Source organism: Mesorhizobium sp. WSM4820 (genome assembly GCF_055811075.1).
Window position 1 is genome coordinate 116,311 of record NZ_JBVVQN010000004.1, and the last position, 20,584, is coordinate 136,894.

General features: G+C 62.2%; 21 protein-coding genes. 4 read left to right on the plus strand and 17 right to left on the minus strand.

Annotated elements, in window-relative coordinates; translation table 11 throughout:
- Positions 1–127 precede the first annotated feature (127 nt).
- The 17 genes from lpxB to AC0L2R_RS08675 all read right to left on the minus strand — a co-directional run bounded on the left by lpxB (position 128) and on the right by AC0L2R_RS08675 (position 17,111).
- Positions 128–1,294, minus strand: a complete 1,167-nt coding sequence (lpxB, locus tag AC0L2R_RS08595; protein ID WP_473508462.1) for a lipid-A-disaccharide synthase — start codon at positions 1,292–1,294, stop codon at positions 128–130.
- Positions 1,284–2,186, minus strand: a complete 903-nt coding sequence (locus AC0L2R_RS08600) for an LpxI family protein (protein WP_287222065.1) — start codon at positions 2,184–2,186, stop codon at positions 1,284–1,286. Before AC0L2R_RS08600 ends, lpxB begins: the two co-directional genes overlap by 11 nt.
- On the minus strand, positions 2,173–3,006 hold the full coding sequence (gene lpxA / locus AC0L2R_RS08605; protein ID WP_473508463.1) for an acyl-ACP--UDP-N-acetylglucosamine O-acyltransferase: 834 nt from the start codon (positions 3,004–3,006) through the stop codon (positions 2,173–2,175). Before lpxA ends, AC0L2R_RS08600 begins: the two co-directional genes overlap by 14 nt.
- 13 nt (positions 3,007–3,019) lie before the next feature.
- The gene (fabZ, locus tag AC0L2R_RS08610; protein WP_023801228.1) at positions 3,020–3,478 is read right to left on the minus strand and encodes a 3-hydroxyacyl-ACP dehydratase FabZ; all 459 of its coding nucleotides are present in this window, start codon (positions 3,476–3,478) and stop codon (positions 3,020–3,022) included.
- 1 nt (position 3,479) lies between these two features.
- Positions 3,480–4,538, minus strand: a complete 1,059-nt coding sequence (gene lpxD, locus AC0L2R_RS08615) for a UDP-3-O-(3-hydroxymyristoyl)glucosamine N-acyltransferase (protein WP_023801227.1) — start codon at positions 4,536–4,538, stop codon at positions 3,480–3,482.
- 180 nt (positions 4,539–4,718) lie between these two features.
- Complete coding sequence (gene bamA, locus AC0L2R_RS08620) at positions 4,719–7,091, minus strand: outer membrane protein assembly factor BamA (protein ID WP_091593793.1); 2,373 nt, start codon at positions 7,089–7,091, stop codon at positions 4,719–4,721.
- A 217-nt stretch (positions 7,092–7,308) separates the two neighbouring features.
- Positions 7,309–8,451 carry an RIP metalloprotease RseP gene (rseP, locus tag AC0L2R_RS08625; protein ID WP_473508464.1) on the minus strand — a complete coding sequence of 381 codons (1,143 nt, stop codon included), beginning with the start codon at positions 8,449–8,451 and terminating at the stop codon, positions 7,309–7,311.
- Positions 8,452–8,585: 134 nt separating this feature from the next.
- Complete coding sequence (locus tag AC0L2R_RS08630; protein ID WP_287258070.1) at positions 8,586–9,416, minus strand: phosphatidate cytidylyltransferase; 831 nt, start codon at positions 9,414–9,416, stop codon at positions 8,586–8,588.
- Entirely contained in the window at positions 9,413–10,144 is a 732-nt protein-coding gene (locus tag AC0L2R_RS08635; protein ID WP_473508465.1) for an isoprenyl transferase, read from the minus strand. Before AC0L2R_RS08635 ends, AC0L2R_RS08630 begins: the two co-directional genes overlap by 4 nt.
- A gap of 32 nt (positions 10,145–10,176) precedes the next feature.
- The gene (frr, locus tag AC0L2R_RS08640; protein ID WP_077384157.1) at positions 10,177–10,731 is read right to left on the minus strand and encodes a ribosome recycling factor; all 555 of its coding nucleotides are present in this window, start codon (positions 10,729–10,731) and stop codon (positions 10,177–10,179) included.
- Between the two features lie 121 nt (positions 10,732–10,852).
- Positions 10,853–11,575: a UMP kinase gene (pyrH, locus tag AC0L2R_RS08645; protein ID WP_023801221.1), complete on the minus strand. Its 723-nt coding sequence runs from the start codon at positions 11,573–11,575 to the stop codon at positions 10,853–10,855.
- Positions 11,576–11,897: 322 nt separating this feature from the next.
- On the minus strand, positions 11,898–12,821 hold the full coding sequence (gene tsf, locus AC0L2R_RS08650; protein ID WP_023801220.1) for a translation elongation factor Ts: 924 nt from the start codon (positions 12,819–12,821) through the stop codon (positions 11,898–11,900).
- 117 nt (positions 12,822–12,938) lie between these two features.
- Entirely contained in the window at positions 12,939–13,736 is a 798-nt protein-coding gene (gene rpsB / locus AC0L2R_RS08655; protein ID WP_077384079.1) for a 30S ribosomal protein S2, read from the minus strand.
- Positions 13,737–13,913: 177 nt separating this feature from the next.
- Positions 13,914–14,525: a LysE family translocator gene (locus AC0L2R_RS08660; RefSeq protein ID WP_287051894.1), complete on the minus strand. Its 612-nt coding sequence runs from the start codon at positions 14,523–14,525 to the stop codon at positions 13,914–13,916.
- The gene (locus tag AC0L2R_RS08665) at positions 14,522–14,800 is read right to left on the minus strand and encodes a DUF4031 domain-containing protein (protein ID WP_027151900.1); all 279 of its coding nucleotides are present in this window, start codon (positions 14,798–14,800) and stop codon (positions 14,522–14,524) included. Before AC0L2R_RS08665 ends, AC0L2R_RS08660 begins: the two co-directional genes overlap by 4 nt.
- Before the next feature lie 86 nt (positions 14,801–14,886).
- On the minus strand, positions 14,887–16,185 hold the full coding sequence (locus AC0L2R_RS08670; protein WP_473508466.1) for a hypothetical protein: 1,299 nt from the start codon (positions 16,183–16,185) through the stop codon (positions 14,887–14,889).
- A 98-nt stretch (positions 16,186–16,283) separates the two neighbouring features.
- Positions 16,284–17,111: a cell envelope integrity EipB family protein gene (locus AC0L2R_RS08675; RefSeq protein ID WP_473508467.1), complete on the minus strand. Its 828-nt coding sequence runs from the start codon at positions 17,109–17,111 to the stop codon at positions 16,284–16,286.
- A 138-nt stretch (positions 17,112–17,249) separates the two neighbouring features.
- Here AC0L2R_RS08675 and AC0L2R_RS08680 point away from each other — a divergent pair, with 138 nt between their 5' ends.
- The 4 genes from AC0L2R_RS08680 (at position 17,250) to AC0L2R_RS08695 (ending at position 20,281) form a co-directional block, all read left to right on the plus strand.
- Positions 17,250–17,714, plus strand: a complete 465-nt coding sequence (locus AC0L2R_RS08680) for a RidA family protein (RefSeq protein ID WP_473508468.1) — start codon at positions 17,250–17,252, stop codon at positions 17,712–17,714.
- Between the two features lie 7 nt (positions 17,715–17,721).
- A complete protein-coding gene (locus tag AC0L2R_RS08685; RefSeq protein WP_473508469.1) occupies positions 17,722–18,450 on the plus strand; it encodes a glycerophosphodiester phosphodiesterase in 729 nt (242 codons plus the stop codon).
- A gap of 56 nt (positions 18,451–18,506) precedes the next feature.
- Entirely contained in the window at positions 18,507–19,724 is a 1,218-nt protein-coding gene (locus AC0L2R_RS08690; RefSeq protein ID WP_473508470.1) for a GNAT family N-acetyltransferase, read from the plus strand.
- A 122-nt stretch (positions 19,725–19,846) separates the two neighbouring features.
- Entirely contained in the window at positions 19,847–20,281 is a 435-nt protein-coding gene (locus AC0L2R_RS08695) for an HIT family protein (protein WP_473508471.1), read from the plus strand.
- The last annotated feature ends 303 nt before the right edge of the window (positions 20,282–20,584 follow it).

Here is a 20,584-nt window from a genome sequence, read left to right on the forward strand (position 1 = left end):
GTGAATAGTGAATAGTGAATAGTGAATAGTGAATAGTGAATAGTGAATAGTGAAGCAGGGTCTCTTTGTGGCCTATGGTCAAGCACGATTTTGACCGTTCACCATTCACTATTCACCACTTCACCATTCACCGCTTGATACACCTCATCACGACCCCCGCAGCGATGTCGCCGGACGGTCTGTCCACAGCCATGCGTCTGGCCACCTCGGCAAAACCATCCTTCTGCCATGCGCGATAGGGGGTGTCGGAAAACAGCGCCTCCAACTGCCGCGCCAGGTAGTGCGGTCGCACATATTCGTTGTAGCTTTCCGGCACGATCGGGCGGTCGGCGATGAGATTGGGCAAGGAGGCGCTCCATACGGTGATCAGGCGTTGGGCCATCCGCATGACTGGATCGAGCCGGTAGCAGGAGATCATCGGCACACCCGACAGCGCCAGTTCCAGCGACACCGTTCCCGATGCGATCAGCGCTGCATCGGCCTTGCCGAAGGCCTGCCATTTGCGCTCGGGATCAAGGATGATCTCCGGCTTCTCGTACCAACTTGCCACCGAAGCCCTGACCAGGTCGGCGACATGCGGCACCGTCGGCAACAGCAGGCGCAAGCGGTGTCCGCGCGCACGCAGGATCGAGATCGTCTTGCCGAACGGGCCGGCCAGCCGTCGCACCTCGCCGCGGCGCGAGCCGGGCAGCACAAGCAGTGTCTTCACACGATCGTCGGACAGGTCGCGCGGCAGGCTTTGCGCCTTGGCGGCGCCGAGCATGCCCGGATCGTGGGTAAGGCGATGGCCGACATAGGTGCCGGTCGGACCGCCGAGGCGGGCGAGTTCCCTCACTTCGAAAGGCAGGATACAGAGGATGTGGTCGACATACGGTTTCATCGCCACCGCCCTGCCTGGCCGCCATGCCCAGACGCTCGGGCAGACATAGTGGACGATCGGGATTGCCGGATCGGCGGCACGCACCTTTTTCGCCACGCGCAGCGAAAAATCCGGGCTGTCGATGGTGACAAGGCAGTCGGGCTTTTCATTGGCGACCGCAGCGGCCGTCTGGCTGATCCGTCGTATCAGGCGCGGCAGATCGCGCAGGATGGCGCTCAATCCCATCAGCGCGATCTCGCCGCCGTCGAACAACGGCGTGAGGCCGAGCGCCTGCAAATGCCGGCCGCCGATGCCGACGAGCCGGACCTCGCGGCCGGTCACGCGCTTGAGCGCCTCTACGATGTCGGCGCCAAGCAGATCGCCGGATTCTTCGCCGGCGACGATGGCGATCTTCAGCGGTCGCTCAGTCGCCATGCACCGGCTCCGCAGCAGGCAGGCCGATCACGAACAGGCCGAGCGCGTTGGCGCGAGCGACGACTGTCGGGCCTTCGAGAACCAGCGAGCGGCCGGCTTCGACGGCAATGCCGGCAAGTCCGGCGGCATGCGCCGCCTCGATCGTCTGCGGCCCGATCGAGGGCAGATCGGCGCGCAACTCCTGGCCAGGCTTGGCGCATTTGACCAGGACGCCGCGCGTTCTGCCGGCCAGCCTGCCATGGCCGCGCAACTGCCGTGTTCGATCGAGCAATCCGTCGGTGCCCTCGATGCCTTCCAGCGCGATGGCGCGGCCGCCGATCGCAACAGCCGCCTGGCCGATATCCAGCGCGCCGATGGCCATTGCCGCTGCGTGGGCCGCTTTGATGTCGCGCCAGTCGGATTTCCGCGGCGCTGCCTTGGTCAGCGCGCCTTCGGCGGCGACCAGTTCCGGCACGATCTCATGGGCGCCGACCACCTTGATGCCGCTGCGCTCGACCCTTCGCACGAACAGTTTCAGCACGGTGTCGTCGCCTTGGGTTACACCGACAAGAAGGCTGGGCACCCAGGCGAGCAGGCCGAGATTGAGGCGCATGGCGCTCAGCCTGGGGCGGCGTGTGATATGTCCCGCTGTCACCAGATGGGTAACATGACTATTTTTGAGCGTCGGCAGCAGAGAGCCGACATCCTCCAGCCTCAACGTCGCCTGCTCATACGCGTCGAAGTCGGATATGCGGTCGACCTCGCCCGCCACTATCACCACGAAGGGAGACTTGCCTTGCACAGCAAGCGCCCTGGCGACTTCGACCGGTAAACTGCCGCCGCCGGCAATGATGCCGACTTTGACGTCTGGCGCGAGATCAAGGCCCGTCCGGGTGCCCTCAATCTTCGTCATCGGCATCGTCGCCGCCACCGGCCTTGAGCGACGGGACGGCATAGTGCCGCTTACCGCGACTGGCGATGAAATCGATGATCTTCATGGCGGTCGGTGACGAGGCGAATTCCGCCTTGGCGAACTCGATGTTTTCACCGACGGTTCGGGAGCGATCGAAGATCGTCCTGTAGGCCTTGCGCAGCGTGTGGATCTCGGAGCGCGGCAGGCCGGCGCGCTTCAGGCCGATGATATTGAGGCCGCGAAGGCTGGCGCGATTGCCGACGGCGATGGCGTAGGGAATGACATCGCCGACGAATGCCGAGCAACCGCCGAGAAAGGCGTTGTCGCCGACGCGGACAAACTGATGAACTGCGCTGAGACCACCGATATAGACGTTGTCGCCGATCTCGCAATGGCCGCCCAACGTCGCCTGATTGGCGAAGGTGGCGTTCTTGCCGACGATGCAATCATGCGCGATGTGGGCATAGGCAAGGAAGTTGCCGTTGTCACCGATCGTCGTCTCGCCGCGGCTGGAATCGGTGCCGACGTGCATGGTCACGCCTTCGCGGATCGTGCAGTTCTCACCGACGACCAGCGTGGTGCGGCCGCCCTTGTGCTTGTTGTTCTGCGGCGGCGCGCCCAGTGTCGCCATCGGATACACCTTGGTCGACGCACCGATGGTGGTCGCGCCCATCACCGAGACGTGGCTGACCAGTTCGACGCGGTCGCCGAGCACCGCGTCGGCGCTGATGTGGCAGAATGGCCCGATGCGGACGCCTTCGCCCATTTTTGCGCCGGCCTCGATGACCGACGATGGATGGATGACTGTCTGGATTTTCATAAGCATTCGATCGTCAGTCGCTCGCGACCATCATCGCCGAGATCTCGGCTTCCGCGGCCTTGACGCCGTCGACGAGAGCCTCGCAGGCGAATTTGAGAAGGTTGCCGCGTTTCTTGATTTTCTTCACATGGATCTTCAACTGGTCGCCGGGAACGACCGGTTTACGGAATTTGGCGTTGTCGATGGTCAGGAAATAGACCAGCGACGGTTTTTCGGTGCCTAGGCTGCGGATGCAGATGGCGCCGGCCGTCTGCGCCATCGCCTCGACGATCAACACGCCGGGCATGACCGGCTGATCCGGGAAATGACCTTGGAAATGCGGCTCGTTTATGGTCACGTTCTTGATGCCGGTGGCGGACTCGTCGCCATCGATATCGATGATGCGGTCGATCATCAGGAACGGATAGCGATGCGGCAGGAGCTTCATCAGCCCCAATATGTCGACCGCCTCGAGCGTTGTCGCCGCAACCATCTCAGCTCTTCCCTCCGTCGCCCGATTTGCGCGCCCTGGCCAGTCTTCGCAGAGCCGCGATCTCCCGCATGGCTTCCGCCATCGGCTGCGCCGGGTACCCTCCCCAAATCTCGCCTGCGGGGACGTTGCTCATGAACCCGCTTCTTGCAGCAAGCTTGGCCCCTGTCCCTACCGTCAGGTGATCCGCAAGACCGACACCGCCACCCATGGTGACGTTGTCGCCCACCGTTACGGAACCGGAAATACCCGAAAGGCCGGCGATTATGCAATTGCGGCCGATGCGGACGTTATGAGCGATCTGGACCAGATTGTCGATCTTGGTGCCTTGACCGATAATCGTGTCGGACATGGCGCCGCGATCGACGGTGGTATTGGAGCCGATCTCGACGTCGTCCTGGATGACGACCCGGCCGATTTGCGGCACGCGCTCCGGGCCCTTGGCGCCGGCCACGAAGCCAAAACCGTCCTGGCCGATGCGGGCGCCGCCATGAATGATGACGCGGTTGCCGATCAGCGCGTACTGGATGCTGGCGCCCGGGCCGACATAGCCGTCGCGGCCGAACTGGCAGGAGGGACCGATAACGGCATGAGGAGCAATGACGGTTCCGCTGCCGATAGAAGCGCGAGGGCCGATGATCGCGCCGGCCTCGACGATCGCGCCGGCCTCGACGCGCGCCGATGGATCGATATGGGCATGCGGCGAGATACCGGTTTCGCCGGTCATCGGCGCCGGTGTCGCAGCCGCCGGGAAAAGCAGGCGGCCGACCATCGCGAAAGCCTGTTGCGGGCGCGGATGGATCAGAACCGCGATACCCGCAGGCGCCTTGCCAGCAAATTCGGCGGGGCATAGAACCGCCGCTGCTCGCAGCGATTGCATCAGCGCGAAGTTGCGTCTGCCATCGACAAAGACAAGAGCGTGCTCGCCGCCTTCGCTTGCCGGCGCCAAGGCTTCGATCGATCTATCGGAGAGGTCGGAATCGACAAGCACCGAGCCGGTCAGATTCGCGACTTCGCCAGCCGTATACCGGCGTGATGGCGCGAAGAACACCGGATCGGTCATTCCAGAAGCTATATCCAGCTAGCGCACGACCCCGAAAATCGGAATCGATTTTCGGAAAGGATAATGCGCAAAATCAAAGTCCTGCAGCGTCCTATGCGCGTCCAGGAGGATGCGCGGCGCCGTAGTGTCGAATTACTCTCTTCCGGACCGCTACGGCCCGGAAGTATCGTTGCCCGCCAATCAGAAGCGGGACGATATGCCGAAGTTGAATTCCTGCACGTCGTCGGTGTCCTCCTCGAGGACCGGGATCGCATAGTCGATCCGGATCGGACCAAAGGGCGACGCCCACATCAGGCCGACGCCGACAGAGGCGCGCCACTGCATGTCGACCGTCGACTGATCGACCAGTGAAGCATCGATCTTGCTGCCATAGAGCGTCGCCGCGTCGGCGAACACCGCGCCGCGCAGGCCGAAGCTTTCCGGAATAACCGGCATTGGGAACTGGGCTTCCGCCGAGGCATTGAAATAGGTGGTGCCACCAAGATGGTCGCCGGCGTCGTCACTGTCGACCGGGCCGATACCGCCGTAAGCGAAGCCACGGATCATGCGGTCGTTGCTCTGGAAATGATCGAAGATGCGCAGGTCGCCATCGCCGCCGTAGCCTTGGATATGACCAGCCCCGCCGGAAATCACCGCCACCAGATCAAGCTGCTCGGACAATGTCTGGTAGACGCTGCCACGCGTTGTCACCTTGACGAATTTGGCGTCGCCACCGAGGCCGGCGAATTCCGTGGTGACATTGGCGAAGATGCCTTCATGCGGGTTCTTCATGTCGTCGATGGTGTTGTAGACCAGGCCGAGACTGACCGACGACTTGAGCCACGGGCTTTCCGCGATGCCGTCCAGGATAGCCGTAGAAATGTTGCATTTGAGGGGGTCGTAGTCGCCGTTGGTCTCGCAGTCTTCGTCGAGCTCGTACTTCTCCTGGGAGATATTGTACGCCAGCTGCGTCGAGATGTCGTCGGTGATCGGCAGGCCGAAGCGCACTGTCGCGCCTAGCGTCTCGCTCTTGTAGTCGTCGCGTTCCCTGGTCCGGTTGAAGACATCGAAACCGGCGGCAATGCGCCGCCCGAGGAAATAGGGCTCGGTGAAGGAGAAGCTGTAGTCGCGCGAATTCTTGCCGCCGCCCGCGGAGAGCTTGATGAACTGGCCGCGTCCGAGGAAGTTGCGTTCGCTGATCGATCCTTCGACGGTCGGGCCTTCGGTGTCGCCACCGCTCGAATAGCCGGCGCCGACGGAGAACTCGCCGGTCGACTTCTCGACCACGTCGACCACCAGCACCACCTGGTCCGGCTCAGAACCGGGCACGGTCGAAACCTCGACTTTCTCAAAAAAATCGAGTGCTTCCAGCCGTTTCTTCGCGCGCTGGATGAGAACCTGGTTGAAGGCATCACCCTCACTCACGTCGAATTCTCGGCGAATGACAAAGTCGCGTGTCCGGTCGTTGCCGCGAATCTCGATGCGCTCGACATAGGCCTTGGTGCCCTGGTCGATCGTATAGACCACTGAAATGGTGTGGTTCTCGAAATTGCGGTCGCCGCGCGGCGTCACCTGGGCGAAGGGATAGCCGGAACCGGCGACCCTCTCGGTCAATGCAATGATGGTGTCTTCGACGTTCTCGGCGTTGTAGACATCGCCCTTGTGGGTTTCGACCACCGACTGCAGCGATGCGCCGTCGACCTCGGGAATCGTGCTCTCGACGCTGATGTCGCCGAAGGTGTAGCGCTCGCCCTCCTGCACGGTGATGGTTACCGTGTATTTATTGGTGGTTTCGTCGAGCTCGCCGACCGCGGAAATCACCTGGAAGTCGGCATAGCCGTGATTGTAATAAAAACGGCGCAGCAACTCCTGGTCGGCGTTGAGCTTGTCTTCGTCATAGACGTCGTCGCGCAGCACGAACGAAAGGATGGTCGAGCGCTTGGTCGAAATGACATCGGACAGGCGACGGCTCGAGTAGGCGCTGTTGCCGACGAAATTGATCGCGGCGATCTGCGTGCGGCCGCCTTCGTTGATGTTGAACACCACGTTCACGCGGTTGTCGCCGAGATCCATGATCTGGGTGGTCACGGCGGCGTCGTCGCGGCCGATACGCCTGTAGGCAGCCTTGACCGCCTCGACATCGGCATCGAGCGCCTGCTGCGAGAACGTTCCACGCGGCTTCAACTGGACCGCGGCCGCCAGCGCGTTGTCCTTGAGCTTCTTGTTGCCCTGGAACAGCACCTGGTTCACGACCTGATATTCGGAAACCTTGATGACCAGCGTCGAACCGACCTGGTTGATCTGGACGTCCGAGAACAGCCCGGTGCCGAACAGCGCCTTGACCGCCTCGTCGATATCGGCGCTGGAAAACGGCCTGCCGGGCTTGATCGTGACGTAGTTGCGGATCGTCTCGGCGTCGACACGCTGATTGCCGCTGACTTCAACTCTTGAAACAACAGCGGCCTCGGCCGCCGATGTGGCAACGAACTGCACTGCGAGCGCACCTGGTACGACCAGGGCGGCGGACAGGGCCACCGCGGACGCGGCGCTCAGAAACTTGGATGCTGCCTTCATCGGGCTTTTGTACCTTTTCTCGAAGTCCCCACGGCGAGAAAACCGGACGTGCGGTAATTTCCCCTACCGTATTAACCGGATTTTCCCTACACGCAAGGCTCCTGGTTAATTTGTATTTACTTAACCCAATTGCGTGGCTTTCGCGTCACGCATATCCCCACGCATGGTAAACGGCGTCTCAACATGGGCTGTGCTGAAGCCAAATTTCTTCATGATTTCAGCATCCAAACAGGTCGTTCCAGAAAACGAACCCCATGAAGCCCAAGACGAGAAGCAGGCCAGCCCTGTAGCCCAACTCCATCATCCGTTCCGACACCGGTCGCCGAATGACGGCCTCCACGCCGTAGAACAGGAGATGGCCGCCGTCGAGCGGAGGAATCGGCAGAAGGTTCAGAATACCGATCCCGACCGACAGCAGCGCAACAAGTTGCACAAGCCAGTCGAAGCCGAGTTTTGCCGCCTGCCCCGACATCTTTGCGATCTTGATTGGACCGCCCAGCTGGCATTTGTCTTCGCGACCGACAACGAAACGCTGCAGGAACTGACCGGTGCGCTGAATGATGTATCCGGTCTCCTCGACCGCCGCCCCTACCGCTCCGACCGGGTTATAGGTGATCAGCCTGGGCTGGCCGAATTCCTGGTTGTTGACGACGCCGATCACCGCCACCTTGACCTTGTTGCCCAGCCCGTCTTGCTGCTCCATCAATTCCGGCGTCGCCGTAGCGGTGATCTCCTTGCCGTCGCGCAGCATGACGAAGGTGATGGGGTCGCCACCGCGGCCCGAGACCCGGCGCTGGACGTCGGCGAAGGTCTGGACCTTGCTGCCGTCGACGCTGACGAACCGGTCTCCGGGCAGGATGCCGGCCCTGGCCGCTGGGCTGCCCGCGGTGACTTCAGCCACCATTGGCTCCAGCACGGGCCGGCCATAGGCGGAAAACAGCACCGCAAAGACGGCGATCGTCAGCAGAAAATTGAACAGCGGGCCAGCCACAACAGTTGCCGCGCGCTTCCAGACCGGCTGCGTGTGAAAAGCGATCTTGCGTTCGGCAGCCGTCAGCGTTTCGATCTCCTCCGAACTGGGCTGGCTCGAGGTGGCGTTCATGTCGCCGACGAATTTGACGTAGCCGCCGAGTGGAATGGCGCAGAGCTTCCAGCGCGTGCCATGGCTGTCATTAAAGCCGAAGAGTTCCGGGCCGAAGCCGATCGAAAAGACCTTCACGCCGATGCCGCACCAGCGGCCGACGAGATAATGGCCCATCTCGTGAACGAACACGACGACGGTCAGCACGAACAGGAAAGGCACCAGCGTGCCGAGGACAAAGCCCTCCGTGCTGAAAACCGCGTGAAGAAACTCGTTCAATTCATGTCCTCAAAATTCGTCCGCAGCACGGTGGTACCGCGACTGTGGCATCAATCCAGGCGAATCCATGGCGCATCCTGCGCAGGTCAAGAAACCAGGCCCCCGAATCAATGCCGATAAAGAGCCAATGCCGATCAAGCTGGAAACAGCCCCTGTGCCGGATGGTCGGCGGTCGCCGAAATCCAGCCGATGACGTACAGGGCGAAAGCCGCCGCGACAAGCCCGTCGACCCGGTCCATGACGCCGCCATGGCCCGGTATCAGCGTGCCCGAATCCTTGCGGTTGTGGCGCCGCTTCACCCATGATTCGAAAAGGTCGCCGGCCTGGGAGACGAGCGAAAGCACCAGCGCGACGACGCCGAGCACTGCGAGATTGCCGGCTCCGGCCGCAGCGGCCAGAAGCAGCCCGGCAACCACGCCGCCGACGGCGCCGCCGAGCGCACCGCTCTGCGTCTTGCCGGGTGAGATCGACGGCGCCAGCTTCGGCCCGCCGACAGCGCGGCCGACGAAATAAGCTGCTATGTCGGTCGCCCAAACCACCGCGAACAGGAAGAGAATGGCGACGAGGCCGGAATGGTCGCCGTCGCGCAAAAGAGCAAGTGACAGTCCGGAAATGGCGGCATAGGCAAGGCCGGACGCGTCCCACTGTCCCGTTTGATGCATCGAAGTCTGGTGCATCGAAGCCACGACCACGGTGACAACGACCATCACCGCCACAAGAAGCAGCAGCCAGGACGCTGGCAGGCCGGCGACCAAGGCGCCGACGAAAACCAGAAGCAACGCTTCCGGCAGAAGACCAAGACCCGTGGCGGCGACCGGGCGGCACATTCGCGTCCATTCGTAGAAGATCAGGATCGTCATGGCGGCGCAAAGCAGCCGGAAGGGCAGTCCGCCGAGCCAGGTCAGGCCGAGCGTGACGACCGCAAGCACGACGGCAGAAATAACGCGAAGCTGGAGGTTGCTCATCCCTTGGCTGTCACGGCGACGCCTTCAGCGCCAAGCCCGCCGAAACGGCGCTCGCGACCGGCAAAGTCGCGCAATGCGTCAGCCAGATGCTCGCGGCTGAAATCGGGCCAGTAGCAAGGCAGGAAGACAAGTTCGCTGTAAGCCGCTTGCCACAGAAGGAAATTCGACAGCCTGAGCTCACCGCTGGTGCGGATGACCAGTTCCGGATCCGGAATACCCCGGGTGTCGAGAGAGCCGGCAAAGGATTCGGCCGTAATCGCCTCGCTGTCGAGCTCGCCGCGCGCCACCGCCGAGGCAAGCTTGCGCGCGGTGCGCACGATCTCGTCGCGTCCGCCATAGTTGAAAGCGATGACCAGGGTCAGCGCTTCGTTGCGGACGGTCAGCGTTTCGGCCTCTTCAAGCAGGCTCCTGATGTCAGGTTGCAGCCCTGCCCTGTCGCCGATGATCCTGACCCGCACGCCATTTTGGTGCAGTTCGGCGAGGTCGCGGCGGATGAAGATTTTCAACAGGCCCATCAGGTCGCTGACTTCGGACTTCGGCCGCGACCAGTTTTCCGACGAGAAGGCGTAGACGGTGAGGAACGAGATGCCAAGGCCAGGAGCGGCGCGCACCGTGTTGCGCAGCGCCTCGACGCCGGCACGATGCCCAGCAAGCCGTGGCAAGCCACGCGCCTTGGCCCAGCGTCCGTTTCCGTCCATGATGATTGCGACATGCGCGGGGCTTGTCATGTTCTCGCTTTCGAGCCAGCAGTGGCCAGACCCTAAACCTGCATGATTTCCGCTTCCTTATCGGAAAGCAGATGGTCGATGGTGCCGATCATCTCGTCGGTGAGCTTCTGGACCTGGTCGGACCGCTTGCGATGATCGTCCTCGCTGATATCGCCGTCCTTTTCTGCCTTTTTGAGGAATTCCATGCCGTCCCGGCGCACGTGGCGCACGGCGATGCGCGCATTCTCGGCATAACCATGCGAGATCTTGACCAACTCCTTGCGGCGCTGTTCGTTGAGCTCGGGCAGCGGAATCCTGAGATTGGTGCCGTCGACGATCGGATTGAAGCCGAGATTGGATTCACGGATGGCGCGATCGACCGCACCGACCATCGACTTGTCCCAGACCGAAACCGAAATCATGCGCGGCTCCGGCACCGACACGTTTGCCACCTGGTTGATCGGCATGGTGGTGCCGTAGGCCTGCACCTGGATCGCGTCGAGCAGGTTGCTCGACGCGCGGCCGGTCCGCAGCGAAGCCAGATCGTGCTTGAACGCAGCGATCGCCCCGTCCATGCGCCGTTTGAGATCATCGTATTCGCCACTCATCATCGTCTCCTCGACCCGTTAGCCGGGTTCACTTCAGGGTAACCCGTATTCAAGCCTCGATCCGAAAACCGGTTCCCGTTTTTCGCCTACGGAAACCTTCGGTTCGGCATCGGGCTCCCGATCAGTCGTCCGTGACGACCGTGCAACGTCCGCCGCCCCTCAGAATATCACCGAAACCACCCTTCTCGTGGATCGAATAGACGATTATCGGGATGTTGTTTTCGCGCGCAAGTGCAATCGCGGCCGTATCCATGATCGAAAGACCGCGTTTTATGACTTCGCCATGGCTGATGCGCTCGAAGCGGGTCGCATGCGGGTCCTTCTTGGGATCGGCGGAATAGACGCCATCGACCTGGGTGCCCTTGAACAGCGCGTCGGCGCCGATTTCCGCCGCGCGCAGCGCCGCGGCCGAATCGGTGGTGAAGAACGGATTGCCGGTGCCGCCGGCAAAGATGACGACCTTGCCCTGGTTCATGTAGGCGGTCGCCTGGCGCTGCGAAAAGCTCTCGCAAAGCTCAGGCATGGCGATTGCAGACAGCACCACCGCGTCGACCCCGATCTTGTTCAGCGAGGTGCGCAGCGCCAGCGAGTTGATGACGGTGGCGAGCATGCCCATGTGGTCGCCGGTGACGCGATCTCCGCCCTTGGAGGCAACGGCGACGCCGCGAAAGATGTTGCCGCCGCCAATGACAACCCCAACCTCGATGCCCAGGGTGCGGGCCTCGGCGATGTCGGCGGCGATGCGATCGACCACCGACACGTCGATGCCGAAATGCTGCTCACCCATCAACGCTTCGCCCGACGCTTTCAGCAAGACACGTCGGTAGAGGGGCTTCACCGTCATCTGGTCCTCATCATTATGCGTGTGACGCGCCGGGGCGGCTTTCCCGCGCAGGCGCTGCCCCGAAACATTTGGCGTTCCGATACACGAAGGGCGCTGCGATGTCACGCGGCGCCGGAACCGGCAAACGCTCTTCCAGCCATTGGCTTACACCGGCAAATGCAACTTGTGCGTGCAGATCCTTGCATGAGCAGATCCGGGGCATGAGCAGATAGCCAGCCGGCCTGTCGCCGACGCCTGGCCTTCATCGATACCGCGCAAGAAATCGGCCGGGCATCCTCGCGGACAACCGGCCGTAATGTCTTTCAGAAAGATAGAGTGCGTTTTACTTCTTGACCGCCGCCGCGACTTCCGCCGCAAAATCGGTCTCGTCCTTCTCGATGCCCTCGCCGAGCGCGAAGCGCAGATAGGCAGTGATCTTGGCCGGTGCGCCGATTTCCTTCTCGGCATCCTGCAGCGCCTTCTCGACGGTGATGTCGGGATTGAGCACGAAAGCCTGCTTGAGCAGCACGACCTCTTCGTAGAACTTGCGCAAGCGGCCCTCGACCATCTTCTCGATAATCGCTTCCGGCTTGCCGGACTGGCGCGCCTGGTCGGCGAAGATCGCCTTCTCGCGCTCGACCGCCGCCGGGTCGAGTTCTTCCGCGGTCAGCGCCATCGGGTTGGTGGCGGCGACATGCATGGCGACCTGACGCGCAAAGGCGTTGGCGGCCTGCGCGTTGCCTGACGTCTCGATGGCGACCAGCACGCCGAGCTTGCCAAGGCCGTCGGCAACCGCGTTGTGGACGTAGGTTGCGACGGCGCCCTGCTCGACGGTGAGCTTGGCCGAACGGCGGAAGCCAAGGTTCTCGCCGATGGTGCCGACAGCGTCCTTGATGGTGTCGGCGACTGACTTGTCGGAACCGGGATACGGGGCTGCTGCGACGGCCTCGGTCTTGCCGCCATAGGCGAGCGCCACCTTGGCGACGTTGGCGACGATCTCCTGGAAGGCAGCGTTGCGGGCAACGAAGTCGGTCTCGGAATTGACCTCGACGACCGCCGCCTCACGCACGCCGGAATCGACGCCGATGAGGCCTTCGGCCGCGGTACGGCCGGCCTTCTTGTCGGCCTTGGAGATGCCCTTCTTGCGCAGCCAGTCGACGGCCTCTTCCATGTTGCCGTTGGTCTCGTTCAACGCCATCTTGCAGTCCATCATGCCCGCGCCGGTCAAGTCGCGGAGTTCTTTGACCTGTGCAGCCGAAATGCTCATTGTCGCCTCTTTGTTTAAAATGCACCGACGCACCACCGATCCTCGATGATGCGCCTGGCGCCAGCGCTCAGCGCGCCAAAATATGAGAAAGATGAAGGCCGAAACCGGCCTTCGCTGTTACGCTTCCGGTGTCTGGGCGGCCGGGGTCTCGGCGGTCGGCGTCGGCTCGAGTGCCGGCTCGATCGGAGCCTCGGCCAAAGCGCCGACGTCGACGCCAAGCGCGCCCTGCTGGCGAGCAATGCCGTCGATTGCAGCCTTGGCGATCAGATCACAATAGAGCTGGATGGCGCGGGCCGCGTCGTCATTGCCCGGAATCGGGAAATCGATCTTGTCCGGGTCGCAGTTGGAATCGATGATGGCGACGACCGGGATGCCGAGACGCTTGGCCTCGAGGATGGCGATCGCTTCCTTGTTGGTGTCGATCACGAACATCAGGTCTGGCGTCGAGCCCATGTCCTTGATGCCGCCCAGCGCCTTGTCGAGCTTCTCGCGCTCGCGGTCGAGGTTAAGGCGCTCCTTCTTGGTGAGCCCCTGGGCCTCGCCAGCCAGCATCTCGTCAAGCTTGCGCAGGCGCTGGATGGAGTTCGAGATCGTCTTCCAGTTGGTCATCATGCCGCCGAGCCAGCGGGAGTTGACATAGTACTGGGCCGAGCGCTGTGCGGCGTCGGCAACGATGTCGGACGCCTGGCGCTTGGTGCCGACGAACAGCACGCGGCCGCCCTTGGCGACGGTGTCGGAAACCTGCTTCAGCGCCTGGTGCAGCAGCGGCACCGTCTGCGAGAGGTCGATGATGTGGATGTTGTTGCGGGCGCCATAGATATAGGGCGCCATCTTCGGGTTCCAGCGGTGGGTCTGGTGGCCGAAGTGAATGCCAGCTTCCAAAAGCTGGCGCATGCTGAAATCAGGCAGAGCCATTGTTATGTCCTTTTCCGGTTAGCCTCCACGGACACAGGCATTTCTGGACTTTGTCCTCGAACGCCACCGGAGGTTTCAGCCGGATTTCTCCCGGGCAGACACCAAAGTCCGTGTGTGGAATGAGCGCGCATATAGAGGGGTTGCGCGGCAAACGCAAGCGCTGCGGTGTCTTGCGACTCAGCGTGCGGCGATCAGCGCACCGGTGCCGATCATGGCGCCGCCGGCAAACCTGTTCATCAAGCGCATCCGCCTTGGCGTCTTGAACCAGCTCGAAGCCTGCCCGGCAAGCACCGCATAGACGCCCATTGTGCTAATGTTGACGCCGACCACGACCGCAACCACAAGCAGCCCCTCAGCGAAGCTCATTGCGTTGAGATCGAGGATCAACGGCATGATTGAGGCGTGGAACAGGATCGCCTTGGGGTTGCCCAATGCGATGGAGATGCCGAGGTAAAACGATCGAGACAGTCTTGCCTGGGTTACCTCTAGTCCATCCGATCGCGCGGAAGCCGATCGCCACATCCTGATGCCAAGAAACATCAGATAGGCAGCACCCGCATATTTCAGGATGAGGAAAACCCATTCGAAGGTCTGTGCCAGTGCCACGAGACCGAGCAGCGCCAAAGTCACCAGCACCGCGTCGCCAGCGGCGATACCGAGGCCAGCCAGGAACGCGCGAACGAACCCACGTGAGACGCCGTTGGCAATGACCGTGAATACCGCCGGGCCAGGCGTGGCGGCGGCGAATGTGATCGCAGCGCAGTAAGCCAGAAATGCCGTCAACGTCATGGTCGTATCTTCCCCTTCGGCACCCGGACCCGCCGGAAAACAGCAACGATCTCCTCGCGGCTGCATTCGACGGCGCCTAGCCGCACCGCGCGGTCGCGCTCGAAGCCGGTTATGTCATAATGCGGCGCCGATGTCTTCGGCGGCCCCTGATAGGACGAGCGCTTGACGCCGAGCTGTGCTGCAAAACGATGCAGCTCGTCGGTGTCGTCGGCCAGCAGGTGACACCAGCGGTGGCCGACCCATTTCCAGATCGCCGCGTCGACATAGACCGCCATGAGGCTTGCCGCACTCCTTCATCTTGCGCCGACCAGCGGAGCCGCAGCCCACCCGCAGCCGAGATCCGACGTTAGCCATGCCAATGCTAGCGATGATAGAAGGGATTCGGATAGAAAATGAAGCTGCCGGCGGCTTCGAGTTCGGCCACGGTCGTGGTGATGGCCGCCTGCATACGGCTGTGCAGTTCGGCAAGCGCATCGTCGACCGAGCCAGGATAGGCGTGCAATCCCAGCGGCTCCGGCACCCGGATATGCGCGCAGCGCGGCCCGGCCGGTTGCGGCACGAAGCAATTGACCGTGTCGCGCAGCGTGCCCTTGCAATGATCGTTGCGGATACGCTTCAGATGCTCTGCGATCTCCTCTTGCGCGATGCGCGGATTGGCTGAGGCCCACGGTCCGACGCGTTGGAGACGCTGGATCGTGTCCGCCAGCGAGCGGATCTGTTTTTGTCGCTCGGCGTCGCCGGTGCCTTCCCGCAGCCAGCGGCGCGACCGGCGCAAAAGCTCGGCGATCTCGCTGGCGCCGGGATCGACCGAAATACCCTCCCCCAGGCGCCGGCTCAATTCGAGCAGCAATTGCTTGTGCCGCGTAGCATACGAAGCCCGTTCGTCGGGCGCCATGCCGCAGGCAATCTCATCGCGCGACAGCAGCGTCGCATAGATATGGTGGACGCGCTCCGGCAGCGTATCGGCGGCACGACGCTCGATCTTCAGGCTCTTCTCGACATAGGCGCATTCCTGCGCCAGCGCCGGCTCGACATTTTTGGTGAAGGCGAGCTTCCAGACGACCGGCGCGATCCAGACTTTGAAATCCTGATCCACGGCGCGACCGCGCTTGAGCGCTTCGAACCCCATCTCGACCGCCCCCGGAAGAAGCGGACCGACGACATTGCCATGCCAGCCGACGCCGCCTTCGGGATGCAAGAGAACGCCATGCCCTTTCAGTGCCCAGTCGATCGAGTGTTCCTTGGCAGCACCACTGTTGCCAGGTATCTGGGCGATCAGATTGTTGGCCAGCCAGAATTTCTGCATGATCCGGCCGAGGCCGTTGACGACGCCATGCGTGGCCCAGGACGCCGCGAGCGGACTGACCCGCGAGACGATCTCCTTGTCGATCATCCAGTCGGTGAAGAATTCCGGATGGTTGGGCGTGATGAATGTTGCCTTGCCTGCGCCGCAACAGGCCTTCAGCCGCTGCCGGTCGTCGTCGGGAAAGTCGATATGGCGGACATTGGCGACACCGCGCAATCCGGCCACGCGGTTGAACGGCAACAGGTCGCGAAACCCGGGAACGCCACGCAGCATGACGACCCGGTTGACGACAGTCATGATCCTGATCAGCGCCGGATTGGGCGTCGGCGCCACGAACACATCTATTTTGCTCAACCCACCCCCCGATCGACCCCTCGGCGTAGAGGTTGAAATGCAATTGCGGCGTGTTCAAGTCATTCGCCGCCGCCTTGCGGCGTGGCAAACCCAAGGCTCTATTTCGGCGGACAGGGTTTCGTCTGATCGAACAGCGAAAGATTGACCAGCTTGCCGGTCATCGAGAAGTCGTTGTAGTCCATGAGCAGGTCGCGCGTGATGCCGTTCTCATGCAGCTTGAAGCTTATCCGGTATTCCGGCACCTCCTCGCCTGACTTGTCGGTGCTGTCGAAATAGGCGATGTCGACTGGCCAGTATTTGTCGGTGGCGAGTTTTGCCAGTGCCGGCACTTCCGGATCGGTCTTGTCGGCATCGGCTTTCTTGCCGACGACGACGGTGGTGGTCATCACCTTGTTGGCATCTTCCGAACCGTCGAACAGGTTGGTTTCGTAGAAATTTTCGCCCTTTTCGGCCTTGTCGATCAGTTCGACCAGATGCTGCGTCGGAAACTGGGTGGCCGGCAGTTCGACGCTGCTCTTCTCCGGCTTGTCGATGTCGACCTTGAGGCCGTTTGTCTCCTTCGTCGCGGTGCCCTTGACCTCCTTGTCGAGAGTCTGGTCGACAAAGGATTTTGTCACGAACGAGAAGGTCTTGCCTTCGGCGTCCTCGAAAGTGGTCGTCTGCTGGTCGGTCAGCCTTGTATTCTCGTTGGTGACGATCTGGGTGACGAAACGGAACTTCACCGTATAGCCTTCGCAAGGCGAGCCGTTGAACTCATAGACCATGCGGCCGGAAATGCCGGTGATGCCGGAGCGGTCGGAGGCCTTGTCCAGGGTGAGATCGTAAACCGCGCGATGCGCCTGCAGCGCCGGTACGGCAAAAGCCGGCGCCATCGAGAACACCGCTGGCAGCAGGACAGCGTGGAATGCGAGGCGTGTTGCGCGCATGAGGGGCTCCGATCATCGCGCCTGATGGCAGGCCGCAGGGAAAGAGGGTCCAGCTTAAAAAAAGTCGTGGCGGAAGCGAGGCAAAAATTGCAATTTCGGCCCGGCCTGCGCAGCGTCATCAAGCAATAGGGAAATACCATGAGTGAAACAATCGAAAAGCGGCTAAGCGATCTCGGCGTGACGCTTCCGGTCGCTGCCGCGCCCGCCGCCAACTACGTGCCCTATTGCAGATCAGGCAATCTGCTGTTCATCGCCGGACAACTGCCGCTCAAGCAGGGCAAGCTGCAGGCGAGTGGCCTGCTCGGCCGTGACGTCGACATCGCAATCGGCCAGGAAGCGGCAAAATACTGCGCGATCAACGTATTGGCGCAGGCCAAGGCAGCACTTGGCGATCTCGAGAAAATCCGCCGCGTGGTGAAGATCACCGTCTTCGTCGCCTCGGCGCCGGATTTTTTCGAGCAGCACCTGGTTGCCAACGGCGCCTCGGATCTACTGGTTGCAGTGCTCGGCGATCCCGGCAAGCATGCTCGCGCCGCCGTCGGTGCCGCCTCCCTGCCGCTTAATGCCGCAGTGGAAATCGAAGCCATCTTCGAAGTCGAATGAGCCCGGCATGACCGACCTTTCCTGGCTGACCGCCCGACCCATTGCCCATCGCGGCCTCCACGACATGAACAAGACGCGCTGGGAGAACACGCTTTCCGCCTTTGCCGCTGCGGCTGAACGCGGCTATGCGATCGAATGCGATGTGCATCTGTCGTCAGACCGCATCCCGGTGATCATCCACGATGGCGATCTGAAGCGGCTGACCGGCCAGGACGGTTTCGTCTGGCAGCGCACGGCAGCAGAAATGACGGCCCTCAAGATCGGCGGCACATCAGATCGTCTGCCGACGCTGCAGCAGGCCCTCGACCTGGTCGATGGCCGCGTGCCGGTGGTCGTCGAACTGAAAGGGGTTCCCGGCCGTGACGAAGGCTTGGTGGAAAGCGTCGGCAAGATGCTCAAAAACTACAAGGGCAAGGCGGCGATCATGTCGTTCGACCACTGGCTGATCCGCGACTTCCCAAAACACGCGCCCGGCATTCCGGGCGGGCTGACCGCTTATGGCAACGAAGCCAAGCTGATCGAGGCGCATTTCGCCATGCTGGCGCACGATATCGCCTTCGCCTCCTACGCCGCCGGCGACCTGCCGAACCAGTTTGTCAGTTTCGTGCGCGAAAGGCTCAAAATGCCGGTCATCACCTGGACCGTGCTCGACCAACCGGCGGTCGACCTGACCTTCAGATATGCCGACCAGATGACGTTCGAAGGATTTGAGCCGGATCTTGTGCAGGTCGCCTGAACCGAGCTTGCTTGAACTGAGCTTGCATGGACCGGCACGGAGCTTAAATAGGCCTCATGGATCAAGGCGATGAAGGCGACGGGCAAACGGCGAATGGAGCGTATGCGATCCGGGTTGCCTCCGGCATCGGAGCCTTCACCTGCGCCGAATGGGATGGCCTCGGCGGGACCTCACGCGGCGATACAGAAAACGGATACAACCCACTCGTTTCATTCGCTTTTCTGAGCTCGCTTGAGGATTCCGGCTGCGCCGTGCGGCGCACCGGCTGGCAGGGCCATCATCTCAGGCTCGAGACAGCGCAGGGAAAGCTGCTCGGTGCCATTCCCTGCTACCTGAAATCGCACAGCCAGGGCGAATATGTATTCGATCACGGCTGGTCGGACGCGTTCGAGCGCGCCGGCGGGCGTTACTATCCAAAACTGCAATGCGCCGTGCCGTTCACGCCGGTCACCGGCCCTCGCCTGCTGGTCAACAAGGGCGAGGACAGTCGCGCCGTGAAGGCCGGCCTGGCAGCCGGCCTGAAGGCGGTGACGGAAAAACTCGGCGTATCCTCCGCACATGTGACCTTCGCGCAGCCGAGAGATGTCGAGGCGCTGGAAGCGGCGGGTTTTTTGCACCGCACCGACCAGCAGTTCCACTTCTTCAATGAGGGTTATTCGACCTACGACGATTTTCTCGCCACTCTGGCGTCGCGCAAGCGCAAGGCGATGAAGAAGGAGCGGCGCGAGGCGCTCGCTCACGGCATCTCGATCGACTGGCTGACCGGCAAGGACCTGACCGAAAGGGTCTGGGACGACTTCCTTGCCTTCTACATGGATACCGGCAGCAGGAAATGGGGGCGGCCCTATCTCAGCCGCGCGTTTTTCTCGATGATCGGCGAGCGCATGGCCGACGACATCCTGCTCGTGATGGCCAAGCGCAATGGACGCTACATTGCCGGCGCTATCAATTTCATCGGCTCCGATGCGCTCTACGGGCGCAACTGGGGCTGCATCGAGGACCACCCCTTCCTGCATTTCGAGGTCTGCTATCACCAGGCGATCGACTTCGCCATCGACCGTAAGCTGAAAGTGGTCGAAGCCGGCGCGCAAGGCGAGCACAAGCTGGCGCGCGGCTACAGGCCGGTGACCACGCATTCGGCGCATTACATCGCGCATCCCGGCTTGCGTAACGCGGTCGCCGACTATCTCAGGCGCGAGCGCCGCGAAGTGGAGCGGATGGCCGGCTATCTCGAAGAGCACACCCCGTTCCGCAAGGATCTGGCGGACGATTAGTTTGAGCGACATGCGTCCAATTGGACGCACAAAGTACGCTCGAAAGCATCGTACTTTCCGAAAATCGATTCCGATTGTCGGGGTCGATGCGGTAGCAGCAAGGCACAATCGGAGCGCACGCCATGGCCGAAAAAACCACCTACGACAGCAACAATATCTTCGCGAAAATCCTGCGCGGTGAAATCCCGTCGCATCGCGTCTATGAAGATGACGCGGTTGTCGCCTTCATGGATGTGATGCCGCAAGGGCCGGGTCATACGCTGGTTGTGCCGAAGGCGCCGTCGCGCAACCTGCTTGACGCGGATCCGGCAACATTCGGCCCACTCTTCGCCGTCGTGCAAAAGGTGGCGGTGGCGGTGAAGAAGGCTTTCGGCGCCGATGGCGTCACCATCCTGCAGTTCAACGAGCCCGCTTCGGGCCAAACCGTCTACCACCTCCATATCCATGTCATTCCACGCTTCGAGGGCATCCCTTTGAAGCCGCACAGCGGGCAGATGGAGAAGCCGGAAGTGTTGGCTGAGAACGCTGGCAAGATACGGACGGCGCTGGCAAACTGACGCCGGGCGCCCGTGTTCGGCCACCCGCCAGCTCTTCATCCAGCAAAAAAAAGCCCCGTTTCCGGGGCTTTTTTAGCTTTCAGGCGATCATCCCTTGCGGGGCAGTTGCGGCACCAGGCTGCGCTTGCTGCCATCCTTGCCCTTGGGCTCCGCCTTCTGCGCGACCGCCTTTTTCGCGGGCCGGGTGTTTGCGGGCGCGTTTGGGGGGGTGGGGGGGGGGGGCGGGTGTTGGGTGTTAGGGGTTGGCCGGGCCCCGGGGGGGGGGGGCGGGCGCGTTTGGCCCGGGTGTGCGGGGGGGGTGTT